Source organism: Microcystis sp. BLCC-F209, from assembly GCF_041928595.1.
GTDB lineage: Bacteria > Cyanobacteriota > Cyanobacteriia > Cyanobacteriales > Microcystaceae > Microcystis.
Map to the genome: position 1 here is coordinate 17485 of NZ_JBHFLL010000189.1, position 16797 is coordinate 34281.

Here is a 16797-nt window from a genome sequence, read left to right on the forward strand (position 1 = left end):
AATTATGCTCCTAAATGAGCTGCTAACTCTTCCGAACCGCCAATTAATTTGCCGTCAATGAAGACTTGTGGGGTGGTGGTATTGCCACTCATGGCCCGCAGAGAACGACTGGTGGCATCCCGTCCGAGGATAATTTCTTCGTATTGTAGGCCTTTTTCCTCTAACATTTTCTTAGCCCGGAGGCAGTAGGGACAGCCCACTTTCGAGAAAAGAGAGACTAAAGGCGGTTTTTTGGCTTCTGGGTTGATATAGTGTAACATCGTTTCCGCATCGGAGACTTTGAAAGGATCTCCCGGTTCTTCCGGTTCGATGAACATTTTCTCGATAACACCATCTTTGACTAGCATCGAATAGCGCCAAGAACGTTTACCGAAACCTAAGTCAGCTTTATCGACTAACATCCCCATTCCTGCGCTAAATTCGCCGTTACCGTCGGGAATCAAGACGACATTATCACATTCTTGGTCCTTTGCCCACTCGTTCATGACAAAGGTATCATTCACCGACAAGCAAACAATAGTATCTACGCCATTTTCCCGAAAAACTGGGGCTAATTCGTTATATCCGGGTAAATGGGAGGTGGAACAGGTGGGAGTGAATGCCCCGGGTAAGGCAAAAAGAACAACGGTTTTTCCTTTGAATAATTCCTCGCTGGTGATGTTCACCCATTGATTATTTTGACGCACGGGAAAGGTGACATCGGGAACTCTCTTCCCTTCTCGGTTTGGTAACATAATCATCAACTCCTAATTGCTAAGTCGTACTCATTTCGAGTTTATCTAAATTAAGTGTACTCATAACGACTATGAGTTGTCAACAAGTATTTATACTTAAATTAGTTACTGAAGGCAAGAGGCAAGGGCCTCCAAGAAAGAATCTGGCAATTCTCCCACCTAAAAAGAAGATTAGAAACTAAGTACATCAAAGCTTTTAGCTGAACAAATAAGGTTTTAGATTCGTCCGTTGTTATCAGTTACTTCTGTCTCCTGTATACTGTCTCCTGTCTCCCTTCTCCCCACTTCCCCACCTCCCAATTCATAATTCATAATTGATAATTCATAATTCCCACTTCTCCCCACACCCCACCCCTTTTTTTACTGAAAAATGATGTTTCCCTTCCTGAAAAAAAGCTATAAATGGCTAGGACTAGCGATAATAACGGTGATTTTGGCGATTACACCCGCCGCCATTGCCCAATCAACCCCTAGCGCCATACCTCTGGCAAAAATTAACTGGTTACAGGCGATTTTTTTGGGATTCGTGCAGGGAGTGACGGAATTTTTGCCGATTAGCAGTACCGCTCATCTAAAAGCGATTCCCGTCTTTTTGGGTTGGGGAGATCCCGGTGTCACCTATACGGCAGTGATTCAATTGGGCAGTATTGCGGCGGTATTGTCCTATTTTTGGCAGGATTTAAGGCAAATATCCACGGGAATGGTGAAAGCTGTGGCTAGTTCCGATTATCGTTCCCAGGATTTTCGTTTGGCCGTGGGGATTATCCTAGGCACAATTCCGATCGTTTTCTTCGGTTTGTTAATGAAACTTTTCATTCCCGATTTAGATAATTCCCCCCTGAGAAGCATGACTGCGATCGCCTGTGCCTCTATAGTCATGTCTTTACTCTTAGGTACGGCCGAAAAAATCGGGAAACATAAACGCAGTTTTGAGACTTTGCGACAAAAAGACGGGGTTTTAATGGGATTAGCCCAAGCTTTAGCGCTAATACCGGGGGTATCTCGTTCTGGGTCCACCTTAACTGCCGGGTTATTCATGGGTTTAGAAAGGGCCGTAGCGGCGCGATTTTCCTTTCTGTTGGGGATTCCGGCGATAACTTTAGCCGGTTTAGTGGAATTTAAAGGAGTTCTCGACCAGATTAACACCAGTGAATTAATTCCCCTGGCTATTGGGGTAATTTCCTCGGCGCTATTTTCCTATCTTTCGATCGCTTGGTTATTAGATTATCTCAAAAAACAGAGTACCTGGGTTTTTGTCTGGTATCGTCTCTTTTTCGGGGTTACTATCCTGATTGGTGTGGCCTTGGGTCGTTTTTCCTGACCTTTTGGCATTCTAATTAATTTCTAAAAAATCTTGCAATTTTTGTAGATAAGTAGGGGCATCTTCTAACATGGGAAAGTGAGCAGTATTAGCCATCTCCACATACTGGATATTATTATTCAAATCCGCCGCCATTTTGCCCATTTTGGCGGGGATAATAATGTCTTTTTCCCCCGATACTAAAAGAGTTGGTACCTTAATCTCAGCAAATTTACCCGGCATAATTTCCACTGCTTTTTTACTCACAGATGTATAAATTGTGCCTAGGGCGGCCTCGTAATCTGCCGCTAAAAAATCCTCTAAAAAAGCAATTCTTTCTAATTTTGGGATCGATCGATGCAAGAATCTCGCCATAAATAATCGATCGGCAAAAGGTACTTTTAAAAACCAATCATAACGAAACTGTACCACATACTTACCGAATTTATGAAAGGCAGCAAAAGCCGCTTTATTATACTCAAAAATGCCATTACAGGTCAAAACTGCTTTGACCACTCTTTCGGGGTACATAGTAATAAAAAAAGTCGCCACCGATGCCCCCATAGAGTGACTATTGAGATAGATTTTTTCCATTTCCAAACTATCTAAAAACAAGGCCAAATCAAGGGCATATTCTTCTAAATCGTAGGAAAGATCGGGGGATTTTTCTGGCAATTTAGACCGACCAAAACCGCGCATATCGTACAATAAACAATCAAAGCGATCGCAAATTGCCGCAGCCGTCGATCGCCAATAGCGTCCCGATCCTCCCCAACCATGAATAAACACCATCACTGGCTTTTTTTGGGGAGATTCCGACTGTCGAATCCACTCGTAATAATGGGGAACACCGCGAACAGTGATTGTTTTATCGATTATTTGAGTTTTCATGATAGATGTCGTCTTCCAGATTATCCCAAATCTTAGCCAGTGCAGTTTCGCTGACTTTTTGCCAGAAATCCGAGTTTGTCTCCTCTGGGATGAGGGTGACTAAAACCCTAGTACCCTCCGGAATCGGCACGGATTCGAGGAGTTCGATCCGGCCTTCTTTGATGATCGCAGGAACGGTGTTCAGCATGGTTAACCTCGATTTTTCCCCTTAAGCGGATTCTTGACTGGGTAGAGAGGAAGGATGAACCAATAGATCTGCCGTGGAACGTTTTTCCACCATTTCGCGGGTGATTAAACAGCGTTTCACGTCCTTGCGCGAGGGCAATTCGTACATGACATCGAGCATTAATTCCTCGACAATACCCCGTAGGGCCCGGGCCCCGGTTTTGCGACGATAGGCCTCTTGGGCGATCGCTAGGACGGCATCAGATTTAAACTCTAACTGTACATTGTCCATCTTCAACAGTTTTTGATACTGTTTCACCAAAGCGTTGCGGGGTTGCGTCAGGATAGCGATTAAAGCTTCCTCATCCAGGGGTGACAGTGCCGCTAGGACGGGAATCCGACCGACAAACTCCGGAATCATGCCAAATTTGACTAAATCATCGGGAGTCATTTGTTTTAATAACCCTGCCGCTACCTTATCCTTACTAGCTTGGCCATCTCCCGGTTGAATAAAGCCCATGGATTTTTTACCGAGACGCTGATCGATCACCTTATCTAAACCAACAAACGCCCCACCGCAGATAAACAGGATATTGCTGGTGTCAATCTGAATACAATCCTGATAGGGGTGTTTGCGGCCGCCTTGGGGGGGAACATTGGCGATCGTTCCCTCTAACATTTTCAGTAAAGCTTGCTGAACACCTTCTCCGGACACATCCCGGGTAATCGAGGTATTTTCGCTCTTGCGGGCAATTTTATCGATTTCATCGATGTAGATAATGCCCCGCTGCGCCTCTTCCACGTCTAAATCTGCCACTTGTAACAGACGCAAGAGAATATTTTCCACATCTTCCCCCACATAACCGGCCTCGGTTAACGTGGTGGCATCGGCGACAGCAAAAGGTACATCGAGGATTTTGGCCAGAGTTTGAGCCAGAAGGGTTTTTCCCGATCCTGTGGGACCAATTAACAGAATATTGGATTTTTGCAGTTCGATGCTATCTTCTGGACTACCGCCACCGGCTTTTTGGGTTTGGATATCTTTGAGGCGTTTGTAATGGTTATAAACGGCCACAGACAGCACTTTTTTCGCCTCATTTTGACCGATAACGTAGTCATCGAGGTATTTTTTAATCTCTCTTGGTTTGGGAATTTGTTCCCAAGTGGTTTTATTTTGGCCCGATCGCCGTTTGTTGGGACGTTCCTCCACTGGGGCGACCGGACTGGGCGGTTCCATCAACTCCTCATCGAGAATTTCGTTACACAGTTCCACACACTCGTCACAAATATAGACCCCCGGCCCGGCGATTAATTTTCGCACTTGTTCCTGGGATTTGCCGCAAAATGAACACTTGAGGTGGGAGTCGTATTTAGACATAGTTTATTATTTACAGGGAAGTAACGGGAACGGTAGGATCGGGCAGTTCGGGACGGGAAATCACCAGATCGATTAACCCATATTCTTTGGCTTCGACGGCCGACATGAAAAAGTCCCGTTCGGTGTCGTTGGCGATGCGATCGTAGGGTTGACCAGTGTGGTGAGCCAGCATGGTATTGAGTCTCTGTTTAATATAGAGGATCTCTTTGGCTTGGATGGCGATATCACTAGCTTGACCTTGGGCGCCGCCGAGGGGTTGGTGAATCATGATCCGGCTACTGGGTAGGGACATCCGTTTACCTGCCGCGCCACCACAAAGCAGGAATGCTCCCATACTAGCGGCTAAACCGAAACAAATTGTCGCCACGTCGGGGCGAATTTGTTGCATGGTGTCGTAGATAGCCAGTCCGGCATAAACGGAACCACCGGGGGAGTTGATATAAAGTTGGATATCTTTTTCGGGATCTTCTGCCTCCAAGTAGAGGAGTTGGGCGACGATCGAATCAGCGACCTGATCATCGACGGGAGTTCCCAGAAAAACAATTCTCTCGCGCAGGAGTCGAGAATAGATATCAAAAGCCCGTTCACCCATGCCAGACTGTTCGATTACCACGGGTAAAACGTTAGCTAGGGAGTTTCTCCCCGTGTTGGCGTAGATAGCAGGGCGACAATTACTGGTAATTGGGTAGTCAGGTGATCTCGATTCGAGCATAATTTTTTCGGTTCCGCTATCACAATCTTAGGGTTTTTGCTTGGCTGTGGAGCTTTTACTGGCAAATGTGTCAGCATCTTTAGCACTTCTGTCCATCTATTATGCCCTAAGTTTCCCCCGGTTGGCAGGAATCAGTTATCAGTTATCAGTTATCAGTTATCAGTTATCAGTTATCAGTTTTAGACACAGCAAGCCTTTTAGGGATTTAAAGAACATTTAAAAGGGGGTTTTTGGGGCAATTCTGAGTGTACTATCATGCCTAAAAGCCTGAAGACTCGTAAAATGAACTTGTTAATCCCGTTGAATTTTACCCCGTATTACGTGAACTAAAACCTGAAACCCTTGCTACAGCGCAAATTTAGAATTGCTGAGTTATCAGGGAATGGGGGGATGGGGGAATGGGGGAATTAAACTAATACCCCAACACCCCAACACCCCAACACCCCAACACGACTGCTAACTCCTTACGGTTATTCTTCCTCAGCCTCAGCTGCCAACACTTCCACTTCGGTGAATGCGAAGGTTTCTTCTGTTTCCTCCTCCTCGCTTGTTTCTTCCTCTAGGGAACCTTTGGGGACGAGGGTGATAGTAGCTTTTTCTTTCAGCCATGCCAGGGTGTTTTCCGCCAGGATTTCTTCGGTGATCACCTGCTCCAGACGCTGCATATCTATGTCGCGATCGGACAATTGCGCCATGATTTTGGCGATTTTTTCCGTTACCGCTTCGGCACTGACTTCAATGCCGGCGACTTTAGCCAATTCCTGCACCACCAGAGTCTGTTTCAGACTTTCGATCGCATCGGGACGGGTGCTTTCCCGCATTTTGGGAATATTATCTTTTGTAAACAACTGGTTGACATCTAGCCCCATTTGTTGGAACTGCATGAAGCTTTGGGTCAAAATATGCGTCACTTCCTTCTCGATCAGCGTCTCCGGTAAATCTAAAGTCGCACCCTTGACTAATTCCTGAGTTAAAGCATCATAAATGCTGTCTTTGGTTTCCTTCTCCGCTTCTTCTCGGAAACGTTTCTCTAAACTTGCTCTTAATTCGGCGATTGTTTCCTGATCGCTGACTTCTTGGGCAAAATCGTCGTCAAGCTCTGGTAATTCCTTTGCCTTTAACTCTTTCATCGTAATGGTAAAGATTACCGCTTTTGCTGCCACATCTTCTTTGGGATAATCTTCTGGGAAAGTTAAAGTCATCTCTTTGACTTCTTCCGGTTTCATGCCGACAATTCCTTCTACCATCCCCTCGATAAAGCGTCCGGTTTCCATATCCACCCGCAGATCTTCGCCGTCAATATCCGGGATATCCTCGCCGGTTTCGGCGGATTTGCCTCGATAATCAACGATCGCCACATCTCCCAGCTGCGCCCCGCGATCTTCCACGGGAACCAATGTTGCTAACTGTTCTTGACGCTCTTTAAACCAATTTTCCACGGATTCGGGATCATAAACAGTTTCTTCGGCAGTAACGCTCAGATTTTCGTAATCTCCGAGAACAATTGTCGGGGCCACATCCACGGAAACTGAAAAAGTCAAAGCTTTACCCGGTTCATAGGCAGCGATCAAATCCTCAAACTTAGACAATAGCTGGGGATTACCCAGGGACTCGATCCCCTCCTGTTTCATGGCAGATTCGAGGCAATTTTCGATTAATTCCTCAATTACTGCCGCTTTTACCGCTTTAGTTCCCAATCTTTGCAGAAGAATCTGACGGGGAACCTTGCCGGGGCGAAAACCGGGTATATTGGCCGACTTCGCTAAATTCTTGACCACTTGCTCGTGGGTGTTTTTCGTGGTTTCGGCGGGAATTTCAATTTCTAAACCTATCTGACTGGCAGGAAGCTTTTCCTGAATAACTTTCATCGATTTTTCTAGCTCTTACGACAAGGAACGTTTATAATAGGGTGAGCGGTGTTTGCGCCGGCGCTGGATCCCTCCCGCTCATGATATTCTAGGGGAATAGCTGCAGTTGTTCCCCAAGCTGTCACAATCTTTTTATTTTAGCGGTCAATGGGGTATATTTAATTTATTCCGTCCTTGGGGCAGTTAAGCCCAATCAGAAAATTTTGCTGATCAAAGGCCGATGAATCCAAGTTTTAGAATAACTCGGTGGACAAAAAAGATTTTTTACTTTAACGATTTCTTCGGATCATTATCATCACCCAACTCGTCAGGAGGTCACACAATTTGAGTCAAAAAGTACGGGTCGCTATTTTAGGGGCCACCGGGGCCGTGGGAACGGAATTACTAGAGTTATTAGCTAGTCGTCAATTTCCTCTCGCTAGTCTAAAATTACTCGCTTCCGAGCGTTCTGCTGGAAAAAGCCTCGATTTTCAGGGCGAAAGTCTGCTAATCGAAGCGGTAAACGAGCGCTCTTTTCAGGACGTGGATATCGTTCTTGCTTCTGCGGGGGGGTCCACCTCGAAAGCTTGGGCGAAAACTATTGTCGAGTCGGGTGCGACGATGATCGATAACTCCAGCGCTTTTCGCATGAATCCCGAAGTGCCTTTAGTTGTCCCGGAAATCAATCCCGACAGTGTGGACAATCACCGAGGCATTATCGCTAATCCCAACTGTACGACAATTCTTTTAGGAGTGGCGATCTGGCCTCTCCACCAAGTACAGGCGATCAAGCGAGTAGTAGTTTCTACTTATCAGTCCGCCAGTGGTGCTGGGGCCCGAGCCATGGAGGAGGTAAAACAGCAAGCACAAGCAATTCTTGACAATCGGCAACCTCCCACTAATTCCTTCCCCTATCCCCTCGCTTTTAATCTTTTTCCCCACAATACCCCGATTAATGGTCAAGGGTACTGCGAGGAAGAAATGAAAATGGTCAACGAAACCCGCAAGATTTTTGCTTGTCCAGAGCTGCGGGTTAGCGCCACCTGTGTGAGGGTTCCCGTCCTGCGGGCCCATTCGGAATCAGTTAACCTAGAATTTAGTCGGCCTTTTTCTGTGGTGAAGGCTAGAGAAATTCTTCAGTCCGCTCCGGGGGTAAGATTAGTGGAAGATTGGGACGCTAATTATTTTCCCATGCCAATTGATGCTAGTGGTCGCGATGAAGTATTAGTGGGACGCATTCGTCAAGATATATCCCATCCTAACGGTCTAGAATTGTGGCTATGCGGCGATCAAATTCGCAAGGGTGCGGCTTTAAATGCCGTACAAATTGCCGAACTTTTAGTCAAGAAAAATCTCGTCGGTTCAAGATTAGCAACAGTTTGATAATTAAGCTATCGGCCTTCAGCTAGGTCAAGGCGATAATAATTAGACCTCTGGTAAAAATCAAAAATGGTTGTTAGGGTTAGGATCCGGTAGTCAGTAGTCAGGAGAATTAAGAATGAATAATTTTATGCAATTTAATCCTTATTTTTGCCGTTTTTGAAACCTCAAAAATTAATGAGGCAAGAGGTTAAATAGAAAAATAGCTAATTAATCGGATAAATAAAGGCTGATTGTTGAACGCTCAAAACCCGATAACAAAGACCGAATCTAAAACCTAATTTGTTAAGCTAAAAGCCTCGATGTACTTAGTTTCTAACCTTCTTTTTAGGTAAGCGGATTGCCAGATTCTTTCTTTTGCCTCTTGCCTTCAGAAGCTGATAACTGATAACTGATAACTGATAACTGATAACTGATCAATGAGTGAAACAACATATTTTGGACGAGTAATTACGGCGATGGTGACTCCCTTCACCGTCGATGGTCAAGTTAATTATGCTATGGTGGAAAAGTTGGCCGATTATCTAGTTACTCACGGTAGCGATGGTATAGTGGTCTGTGGGACGACGGGAGAATCCCCCACCCTAAGTTGGCAGGAAGAATACGAACTATTTAGTATTGTCAAAAAAGCAGTTAATGGTCGGGGAAAAGTGATCGCGGGGACGGGTTCTAATTCCACTTCCGAAGCGATCGAAGCTAGTCAACAGGCCGCTAAACTGGGTTTGGATGGTTCTTTACAAGTGGTTCCTTACTACAATAAACCTCCCCAAGAGGGTTTATACGAGCATTTTCTGACCATTGCCAAAGCTTGTCCCGATCTGCCGGTGATGCTTTATAATATCCCCGGTCGTACGGGTCAAAATATGACCCCGGAAACGATTATTAAACTGGCAGCAGTTGATAATATTGTGGCGGTAAAAGAAGCTAGTGGTAATTTAGAACAAACCTGCAAGATTTACTGTCATACTCCTGAAAATTTCGCTATTTATTCCGGGGATGATTTTCTCACCTTACCCCTGATGACCTGTGGTGCGGTGGGAGTGGTCAGTGTTGCCAGTCATCTAGTGGGAGAAGAAATCCAAGCAATGATTCAAGCTTTCTTAACCGGAGATGCGGCCAAAGCGATCGAGATTAACTTGAAATTATTTCCCCTGTTTAAAGGTTTATTCTGTGCCACTAATCCAATTCCAATTAAAGCGGCCTTAAATCTAGTTGGTTGGGAAGTGGGGGGTCTAAGACTTCCTTTATGTTCCTTAAGTCCCGATCTAGAAGAAGGATTAGCAAAAATTATGCAAGAATTGGCTTTAATCTAGAAAAATACTAGAAATTCTTGCTCACTAAACTAGGATTTTTTCGAGAAATAGGTTATAATGTTAATAGCTTAACTAGAAGAAAAATATAGTTTAGAACGGTCAGAAAGTATTGATATAAGTGAACTTAACTAGGTGTTATCCTCCTAGTTAAACTTAATTCCAACTATTCATTTTTTGAGATTTACCATCTACAAAAACCACCGAAAAAATCACCATAACTTACCATCAAAGGATACCTAATGAGTCAAGATAAAACCCAAGCAAAACTAAAGATCATTCCCCTAGGAGGATTACACGAAATCGGCAAAAACACCTGTGTTTTTGAATACGATGATGAGATTATTCTCCTCGATGCTGGTTTAGCTTTTCCTTCCGATGATATGCACGGGGTGAATGTAGTGCTTCCCGATATGACTTATCTAAGGGAAAATCGCCATAAAATTAAGGGTATGATCGTCACCCACGGTCACGAAGATCATATCGGTGGCATTCCCTACCATCTCAAACAATTTGATGTACCAATTATCTACGGTCCGCGCCTAGCGATGGCTTTATTGCGGGATAAATTGGAAGAAGCAGGATTAGCAAATCGTACCAAATTAGAAACCGTTGCTCCTCGGCAAATGGTGCGTTTAGGTAAATCTTTCATGGTGGAATATATCCGCAATACCCACTCGATCGCCGATAGTTTTTGTGTAGCAATTCACACTCCTTTAGGGGTAGTTATTCACACAGGAGATTTTAAAATTGACCATACTCCCGTGGATGGTGAGTTTTTTGATCTACAAAAAATTGCCGAACATGGCGAGAAAGGGGTGCTATGTTTATTGAGTGATTCCACTAACGCAGAAGTACCCGGTTATACTCCCTCGGAAGCTTCCGTTTATCCTGGGTTAGAGCGGGTTTTTAACCAAGCAACGGGACGGATTATGATCACTACCTTTGCCTCCTCGGTGCATCGGATTAATCTGGTGTTGAAATTGGCCCAGAAATTTAACCGGAAAGTGGTGGTAGTGGGTCGATCGATGTTAAATGTCATCGCTCATGCGCGTAATTTGGGGTATATAAAATGTCCCGACGATCTATTTGAACCCTTAAAAGCGACCCGCAATTTAGCCGATGATAAAATCGTCATTTTAACCACAGGCTCCCAGGGGGAACCTTTAGCGGCCATGACGCGGATTTCTAAGGGTGAACATCCTCATATTCGCGTGCGTCAGGGGGATACGATTGTCTTTTCCGCTAATCCGATTCCGGGTAATACCATCGCCGTGGTCAATACAATTGATCGCCTGATGATGCAGGGTGCTAACGTGGTTTACGGACGCGATAAGGGAATTCACGTTTCCGGCCATGGTTCCCAAGAAGACCATAAATTGATGCTATCTTTGACCCGGCCGAAGTTTTTTGTGCCAGTGCATGGAGAACACCGAATGCTGGTCAAACACGCTCAGATGGCCCAAAGTATGGGTATTCCCGCCGAAAATATGGTAATTGTCAAAAATGGTGACACGATCGAGTTAACTGGCGATCGCATTGGTCTCGGCGCGCCAGTGCCTTCGGGAATCGAGTTAGTCGATCAAGCGGGTGTAGTCCACGAACACATTATGCAGGAAAGACAACAGTTAGCTGAAGATGGTGTGATTACGATCGCGGCCTTCGTTAACGGGGAGGGACAATTAAGCGCACCTCCAGAGATTAATTTGCGCGGTGTGGTGACAAAAGTGGAAATCTCGCTGCTGAATCAGTTAATTATTCGGGCGATCGAACGCTGTTTAAGCGATCGCATCGGTGAATTTAAAACCGCCACGGGGATTCAGGATTGGGCCGGTTTGCGGGCCGAAATCGAGACGACTTTGCAGCGTTTAATCAAACGGGAGTTACAGAGTCAACCTCTAGTGATCTTCCTCCTACAAGCGGCGGCAACGGAACCAGCGAACAATCGTACTTATCGCCGCCGTCGTCCCGCAGCCACCATGGCCTCCTAATAGCAGTGAGCAGTGAGCAGTAATCAGTAATCAGTGATCAGTAAACAGTGAAAAGATGGCAAGAAACTGCTATTTAATACTGGTCACTTAACACATACTGCTCACTTAAAACTCAAATCTGATAACTGTTAACTTACCCACTGATAACTGATAACTGATAACTGATAACTGATAACTGTCATGTTCCATGCTGCCGATTTGCGATCGCTGCTGACCGCGGTTGCCAGGGGAGAAATTAACCCGGAGACAGCCTTAGATAAACTTAAACATCTGGCCTTTGAACCGGTGGAAGACTTCGCTAAGATTGACCATCATCGTCAATTAAGGACGGGATTTCCGGAGGTTATCTGGGGGCCGGGTAAAACCACCGCTCAAATCGCCCAAATTATCCATGTTTTGCGTCAAAATAGTCCCGTGGTTATGGCCACCCGCATTGAAGCAGAGATAGCAGCCCAGCTACAGGAACAGGTAACAGACTTAGTTTATTATCCCTTAGCTCGCATCTGTGCCATTGCCGCAGCCGCTCCAGAAAATCCCCCAAAAGGGATAATTTCCATCCTAACGGCGGGAACTGCCGATATTCCCGTAGCGGAGGAGGCGGCGGTTACTGCTCAATTATGCGGTTTTTCCGTGCAGCGTCTCTGGGATGTGGGAGTAGCGGGAATTCATCGCCTTTTGAATCATCGCCATCTACTGGATGCCGCCGATGTGTTAATTGTTGTTGCGGGAATGGAAGGAGCCTTACCAAGTGTGGTAGCGGGATTAGTTGATCGCCCGGTGATCGCCGTTCCCACCAGTATCGGTTACGGAACCAGTTTCGGCGGTATTGCTCCTTTGTTAACTATGCTCAATTCCTGCGCGGTCGGCATCGGTGTGGTTAATATAGATAATGGTTTTGGGGCTGCCATGTTAGCCGGCCAAATTTTACGCACGGCGGCCAGATTAGCCTAGATTTTCCCTCATCTCAGGCTGAAAATCCTATACAGTTGGTATAGGGATAAACTACTTTGAGAAAGAAGCCGATATGCAACTAAGTGAAATTACTCATCCCAACCAGTTACATGGTTTGTCAATCCGTCAATTAGAAGATATTGCCCGTCAGATTCGCGAAAAACACCTCCAGACGATCGCCGCTACCGGTGGACATTTGGGACCGGGTTTAGGAGTCGTAGAACTAACGATCGCCCTTTACCAAACCCTGGATCTCGATCGCGATAAAGTTCTTTGGGACGTGGGACACCAAGCTTATCCGCACAAACTCCTCACCGGTCGCTATAACGATTTTCACACCCTGCGCCAAAAAAATGGCGTTGCGGGCTATCTAAAACGTTGCGAGAGCAAATTTGACCATTTTGGGGCTGGACACGCCTCCACGAGCATTTCTGCTGGGTTAGGAATGGCTTTAGCCCGGGATGCCAAGGGGGAAGATTTCAAGGTAGTATCGATTATCGGGGACGGGGCTTTAACCGGGGGTATGGCCCTAGAAGCGATTAACCATGCTGGACATTTACCGAACACCAACATCATGGTTATCCTCAACGATAACGAGATGTCCATTTCCCCCAACGTCGGGGCAATTTCCCGCTATCTCAATAAAGTTCGTCTGAGCGAACCCGTCCAGTTTATCGCCGATAATCTCGAAGAACAATTTAAAAATCTACCCTTCTTCGGTGACTCCCTCACTCCCGAAATGGAACGAGTCAAAGAAGGAATGAAACGGTTAGCAGTTCCCAAAGTTGGCGCAGTGATTGAGGAATTGGGCTTTAAATATTTTGGCCCGATTGATGGTCATAATATTCCCGAATTAATCGCCACTTTTAAACAGGCCCATAAGGTCCACGGACCGGTTTTCGTCCACGTTGCCACCGTTAAAGGCAAAGGCTACGAATTAGCTGAAAAAGATCAAGTGGGTTATCATGCCCAAAATCCCTTTAATTTAGCCACGGGTAAACCGATTCCCTCCAGTAAACCGAAACCTCCCGCTTATTCCAAAGTTTTCGGGCATACTCTCACTAAATTAGCGGAAAATGACCCGCGCATTATCGGTATCACCGCCGCCATGGCCACGGGGACGGGATTAGACAAATTTCAGGCAAAACTACCGAAACAGTACATCGATGTGGGAATTGCTGAACAACACGCCGTTACTCTCGCTGGTGGTCTTGCTTGCGAAGGAATGCGCCCGGTTGTCACTATTTACTCTACTTTCCTGCAGCGGGCTTTTGATCAGATTATTCATGATATCTGCATTCAAAATCTCCCGGTTTTCTTCTGCATGGACCGGGCCGGTATTGTCGGGGCCGATGGACCGACCCACCAAGGGATGTACGATATCGCCTACCTGCGTTGTATCCCCAATATGACCATTATGGCCCCGAAAGATGAGGCGGAACTGCAAAGAATGGTCGTAACGGGGATTAATCATACCAGCGGCCCCATTGCCATGCGTTACCCCCGGGGCAACGGTTTAGGGGTTCCCCTGATGGAAGAGGGTTGGGAAGCTTTACCCATCGGTAAGGGCGAAATTCTCCGCAGTGGCGATGATATTCTCCTGTTAGGATACGGCACTATGGTCAACACTTCCCTACAGGTGGCCGAAATCCTCAGCGAACACGGCATCGAAGCCACAGTGGTTAATGCTCGTTTTGTCAAGCCCCTTGATACAGAACTTATCTTTCCCCTTGCCCAACGTCTTGGTAAAGTGGTGACTTTGGAAGAAGGTTGTTTGATGGGTGGTTTTGGTTCTGCGGTTTTGGAAGCTTTACAGGATGCTAATATTCTAGTTCCGGTCAAGCGTTTCGGGGTTCCCGATAAATTAGTGGACCACGCAACACCAGAGGAATCCTTCGCTGATTTGGGTTTAACCAGTCCCCAGATTGCCCAACAGGTTTTAGCGGCATTTTTTAGCCAAAAACAAACCGCTAACGTCGGTTAAAATCTCAAGATTAGCTTGGCCAGTTTTCCCGAAAAATTAGGGAAGACTGGTTTTTTTTGCTCTAGATAGTCAATGAAGACTGCCGGCAATAAATAGTGAGGGGAACGAACCACAGAGACACAAAGGACACAAAGATCGATCACTACTATATAAGTCAAACTTATCACACAAAGAATAAGAGAGTCCAGTAGCTTTAAGAGCATCAGCCATGAGTTGGTCATCAATGACAGTGTTAGTTCTCGTAGTATCCCTAGTTGTGTATAGTAGATTAAACCCCTTGCATAATTAATTTGTGAGGGTTCAAAAATGAGAAAAAAGGTTAAATTTTGTCAAGAAATTGCTTAAAGTTTTCTAAAGCCACTTGACTTAAAGACAGAATTGTGCATAGTAGAAGTAGGCGGAGAGAAGATTGGACGATTACAAGCAACTGAATTACCTATGGAAAACCAACTTTGGCAGCGAATCACACTCGATTTAAATATCTGTCATGGCAAACCTTGCCTTCGAGGATTGCGTTATCCTGTTGAATTTATCCTAGAATTACTTAGTTCTGGCATGAGTATCGAAGATATTTTAGCCGACTACGATGATTTGGAACGGGAGGATATTCTAGCGGCGTTATTGTTTGCCACTCGATTAACTCAGGTAAAAAGCATCTACCAAATTGCACCATGAACTTTTTAGTCGATGCCCAATTGCCAGTTGGTTTAGCCCGTTTTTTGCAAGCTGCTGGTCATGATACAATTCATACTAAAGATTTACCCCAACAAAATGCCACGACAGATGCAGAAATTAACGCTCTTTCAATTCAACAAAATCGTATTGTTATTACCAAAGACACAGATTTTCTTGATTCATTTTTGATTAGTCAAGAACCTTATAAGCTTCTGCTAGTGACTACGGGTAACATTACGAATGTTGAATTAGAAGCATTATTTCAGAATAATCTACCCCAAATAAAAGCACTTTTTACTCAACATTCCTTAATAGAAATGAGTCGCAACTCAATCATCGTTCATCAATAATTTTACGCGGGGTGCTGTGTATGGTTTCATCAGTTCATCTTATGGCTTCTGGCTGGGATTTAGCAGTTAATAACCGCAATGGTCAACTCGCTCTTGTGGTTGAGGTCAAGTGCAAAACCAACGTATCCCAAGAATGGGCGGCAAAACTCCGACGCAATATTCTGGCACACGGTACTTTTGCCAAGGCTCCCTATTTTTTGCTGGTCTTTCCTGACAGATTTTACTTATGGAGTAATGTTGGGGCTTTTCAGGAGCAGAGTGAACCTAGTTATATGATTGATGCCAGTCCCATTCTTCAGCCTTATTTTCAACGAGCAGGGGTAACGAATGACCAAATTAGTAGGCAAAGTCTTGAACTAATTGTTGCTTCTTGGTTGGGAGAGATTATTCATTCTGAAAAGCCGCCTGAAGCTCTCGATGATTCTCAGCGTTGGTTGATTGATTCAGGGTTGTATGCTGCTTTAGCTGGGGGAAAATTTCAGCGTGAGGCAGCGGCGTGAATATCTATGTTGAAACAAATTTTGTTTTAGAGCTAACCTTCGAGCAAGAGCAGTGTCTAAGCTGTGAGCAGATTCTGCAACTTTGTGAAACAGGACAAGCCAAACTAATTATTCCAGCATATAGTCTAGCTGAACCTCACGAAAAACTGACTCGTCAAGCAAAGAGTCGTCGGGAACTTCAACAGTTACTAGATACTGAGTTACGTCAACTTTCACGCACAGCTTCTTATGCAAGTCGGATCAAGAGTATTCAAGATATTGCTAGTTTAATGGTGCAAAGCAATGAAGAAGAACGACATCGTTTTAATAAATATCGAGAACGCCTCCTCAAGGTAGGAGAAATTGTGGCACTTACTGCTGATATTTTAATCGAAGCAGCATCTTATGAAAAGATATAGCGTTTCTGATTCACAAGAGGTACATTCCCGATCCTGAACAGCTTAATCAGCAAAGGTTTGAGTGTGCCGCACAGATGCGAGAACCGCTATATATCTGAACTTCCCCCATACATATATACTATAATAGCCGAAAACCCTTATCCATCAATGGATGCACCCCCTTAACTTTTCTTAATGTACCCATGTAATTTGTAACATTTCTTAATGGACAAGAATTCTCTCCATTTGCTA

18 protein-coding genes are annotated in these 16797 nt (G+C 45.1%); 11 read left to right on the plus strand and 7 right to left on the minus strand.

The window, feature by feature from the left end; translation table 11 throughout:
* Window positions 1-2: 2 nt before the first annotated feature.
* Complete coding sequence (locus ACE1AQ_RS11975) at window positions 3-734, minus strand: glutathione peroxidase (RefSeq protein ID WP_106908914.1); 732 nt, start codon at window positions 732-734, stop codon at window positions 3-5.
* A gap of 370 nt (window positions 735-1104) precedes the next feature.
* Between ACE1AQ_RS11975 and ACE1AQ_RS11980 the strand changes: the two genes are divergently transcribed.
* Window positions 1105-2055: an undecaprenyl-diphosphate phosphatase gene (locus tag ACE1AQ_RS11980; protein WP_110545275.1), complete on the plus strand. Its 951-nt coding sequence runs from the start codon at window positions 1105-1107 to the stop codon at window positions 2053-2055.
* A 12-nt stretch (window positions 2056-2067) separates the two neighbouring features.
* On the opposite strand, the gene ACE1AQ_RS11985 is transcribed toward ACE1AQ_RS11980, so the two are convergent.
* The 4 genes from ACE1AQ_RS11985 to clpP are packed head-to-tail and all read right to left on the minus strand — an operon-like array spanning window position 2068 to window position 5180.
* Window positions 2068-2925, minus strand: a complete 858-nt coding sequence (locus tag ACE1AQ_RS11985) for an alpha/beta fold hydrolase (RefSeq protein WP_110545274.1) — start codon at window positions 2923-2925, stop codon at window positions 2068-2070.
* Window positions 2903-3112 (minus strand): hypothetical protein, encoded by a 210-nt coding sequence (locus ACE1AQ_RS11990; RefSeq protein ID WP_004160464.1) that lies wholly within the window; start codon window positions 3110-3112, stop codon window positions 2903-2905. Before ACE1AQ_RS11990 ends, ACE1AQ_RS11985 begins: the two co-directional genes overlap by 23 nt.
* 21 nt (window positions 3113-3133) lie before the next feature.
* Window positions 3134-4468 carry an ATP-dependent protease ATP-binding subunit ClpX gene (gene clpX, locus ACE1AQ_RS11995; protein WP_008207299.1) on the minus strand — a complete coding sequence of 445 codons (1335 nt, stop codon included), beginning with the start codon at window positions 4466-4468 and terminating at the stop codon, window positions 3134-3136.
* 10 nt (window positions 4469-4478) lie between these two features.
* The gene (gene clpP / locus ACE1AQ_RS12000; protein WP_002736918.1) at window positions 4479-5180 is read right to left on the minus strand and encodes an ATP-dependent Clp endopeptidase proteolytic subunit ClpP; all 702 of its coding nucleotides are present in this window, start codon (window positions 5178-5180) and stop codon (window positions 4479-4481) included.
* Window positions 5181-5247: 67 nt separating this feature from the next.
* Here clpP and ACE1AQ_RS12005 point away from each other — a divergent pair, with 67 nt between their 5' ends.
* A complete protein-coding gene (locus tag ACE1AQ_RS12005) occupies window positions 5248-5400 on the plus strand; it encodes a hypothetical protein (RefSeq protein WP_172969769.1) in 153 nt (50 codons plus the stop codon).
* 250 nt (window positions 5401-5650) lie between these two features.
* On the opposite strand, the gene tig is transcribed toward ACE1AQ_RS12005, so the two are convergent.
* Window positions 5651-7048, minus strand: a complete 1398-nt coding sequence (tig, locus tag ACE1AQ_RS12010; protein ID WP_110545273.1) for a trigger factor — start codon at window positions 7046-7048, stop codon at window positions 5651-5653.
* 324 nt (window positions 7049-7372) lie between these two features.
* Between tig and ACE1AQ_RS12015 the strand changes: the two genes are divergently transcribed.
* From ACE1AQ_RS12015 to dxs, 5 genes are all read left to right on the plus strand, one after another.
* The gene (locus tag ACE1AQ_RS12015; RefSeq protein WP_008207301.1) at window positions 7373-8410 is read left to right on the plus strand and encodes an aspartate-semialdehyde dehydrogenase; all 1038 of its coding nucleotides are present in this window, start codon (window positions 7373-7375) and stop codon (window positions 8408-8410) included.
* Between the two features lie 416 nt (window positions 8411-8826).
* Entirely contained in the window at window positions 8827-9720 is an 894-nt protein-coding gene (gene dapA, locus ACE1AQ_RS12020) for a 4-hydroxy-tetrahydrodipicolinate synthase (RefSeq protein WP_110545272.1), read from the plus strand.
* Between the two features lie 239 nt (window positions 9721-9959).
* Window positions 9960-11708: a ribonuclease J gene (locus ACE1AQ_RS12025; protein ID WP_008207303.1), complete on the plus strand. Its 1749-nt coding sequence runs from the start codon at window positions 9960-9962 to the stop codon at window positions 11706-11708.
* 180 nt (window positions 11709-11888) lie between these two features.
* Window positions 11889-12659, plus strand: coding sequence for a nickel pincer cofactor biosynthesis protein LarB (larB, locus tag ACE1AQ_RS12030; protein ID WP_008207304.1), 771 nt, complete (start codon window positions 11889-11891; stop codon window positions 12657-12659).
* Window positions 12660-12732: 73 nt separating this feature from the next.
* A complete protein-coding gene (gene dxs / locus ACE1AQ_RS12035) occupies window positions 12733-14643 on the plus strand; it encodes a 1-deoxy-D-xylulose-5-phosphate synthase (protein WP_008207305.1) in 1911 nt (636 codons plus the stop codon).
* On the opposite strand, the gene ACE1AQ_RS12040 is transcribed toward dxs, so the two are convergent.
* Entirely contained in the window at window positions 14640-14846 is a 207-nt protein-coding gene (locus ACE1AQ_RS12040; protein WP_253257750.1) for a hypothetical protein, read from the minus strand. The two genes, dxs and ACE1AQ_RS12040, sit on opposite strands and share 4 nt — an antisense overlap.
* Before the next feature lie 235 nt (window positions 14847-15081).
* Between ACE1AQ_RS12040 and ACE1AQ_RS12045 the strand changes: the two genes are divergently transcribed.
* The 4 genes from ACE1AQ_RS12045 to ACE1AQ_RS12060 are packed head-to-tail and all read left to right on the plus strand — an operon-like array spanning window position 15082 to window position 16566.
* Window positions 15082-15318, plus strand: a complete 237-nt coding sequence (locus ACE1AQ_RS12045; protein ID WP_002758607.1) for a DUF433 domain-containing protein — start codon at window positions 15082-15084, stop codon at window positions 15316-15318.
* Window positions 15315-15668, plus strand: a complete 354-nt coding sequence (locus ACE1AQ_RS12050) for a DUF5615 family PIN-like protein (protein WP_106908918.1) — start codon at window positions 15315-15317, stop codon at window positions 15666-15668. Before ACE1AQ_RS12045 ends, ACE1AQ_RS12050 begins: the two co-directional genes overlap by 4 nt.
* 41 nt (window positions 15669-15709) lie before the next feature.
* Window positions 15710-16168, plus strand: a complete 459-nt coding sequence (locus ACE1AQ_RS12055) for a hypothetical protein (protein ID WP_374808484.1) — start codon at window positions 15710-15712, stop codon at window positions 16166-16168.
* A complete protein-coding gene (locus tag ACE1AQ_RS12060; protein WP_253257749.1) occupies window positions 16165-16566 on the plus strand; it encodes a PIN domain-containing protein in 402 nt (133 codons plus the stop codon). The genes ACE1AQ_RS12055 and ACE1AQ_RS12060 overlap by 4 nt, the downstream gene beginning before the upstream one ends.
* Window positions 16567-16797 lie beyond the last annotated feature (231 nt).

Excerpts from the sequence above, each read along its gene's own strand:
- ACE1AQ_RS11975 (WP_106908914.1), bottom strand. The coding sequence starts at position 734 with ATGTTACCAAACCGAGAAGGGAAGAGAGTTCCCGATGTCACCTTTCCC.
- ACE1AQ_RS11980 (WP_110545275.1), top strand. The coding sequence starts at position 1,105 with ATGATGTTTCCCTTCCTGAAAAAAAGCTATAAATGGCTAGGACTAGCG.
- ACE1AQ_RS11985 (WP_110545274.1), bottom strand. The coding sequence starts at position 2,925 with ATGAAAACTCAAATAATCGATAAAACAATCACTGTTCGCGGTGTTCCC.
- ACE1AQ_RS11990 (WP_004160464.1), bottom strand. The coding sequence starts at position 3,112 with ATGCTGAACACCGTTCCTGCGATCATCAAAGAAGGCCGGATCGAACTC.
- clpX (WP_008207299.1), bottom strand. The coding sequence starts at position 4,468 with ATGTCTAAATACGACTCCCACCTCAAGTGTTCATTTTGCGGCAAATCC.
- clpP (WP_002736918.1), bottom strand. The coding sequence starts at position 5,180 with ATGCTCGAATCGAGATCACCTGACTACCCAATTACCAGTAATTGTCGC.
- tig (WP_110545273.1), bottom strand. The coding sequence starts at position 7,048 with ATGAAAGTTATTCAGGAAAAGCTTCCTGCCAGTCAGATAGGTTTAGAA.
- dapA (WP_110545272.1), top strand. The coding sequence starts at position 8,827 with ATGAGTGAAACAACATATTTTGGACGAGTAATTACGGCGATGGTGACT.
- ACE1AQ_RS12025 (WP_008207303.1), top strand. The coding sequence starts at position 9,960 with ATGAGTCAAGATAAAACCCAAGCAAAACTAAAGATCATTCCCCTAGGA.
- larB (WP_008207304.1), top strand. The coding sequence starts at position 11,889 with ATGTTCCATGCTGCCGATTTGCGATCGCTGCTGACCGCGGTTGCCAGG.
- dxs (WP_008207305.1), top strand. The coding sequence starts at position 12,733 with ATGCAACTAAGTGAAATTACTCATCCCAACCAGTTACATGGTTTGTCA.
- ACE1AQ_RS12040 (WP_253257750.1), bottom strand. The coding sequence starts at position 14,846 with ATGCTCTTAAAGCTACTGGACTCTCTTATTCTTTGTGTGATAAGTTTG.
- ACE1AQ_RS12045 (WP_002758607.1), top strand. The coding sequence starts at position 15,082 with ATGGAAAACCAACTTTGGCAGCGAATCACACTCGATTTAAATATCTGT.
- ACE1AQ_RS12050 (WP_106908918.1), top strand. The coding sequence starts at position 15,315 with ATGAACTTTTTAGTCGATGCCCAATTGCCAGTTGGTTTAGCCCGTTTT.
- ACE1AQ_RS12055 (WP_374808484.1), top strand. The coding sequence starts at position 15,710 with ATGGCTTCTGGCTGGGATTTAGCAGTTAATAACCGCAATGGTCAACTC.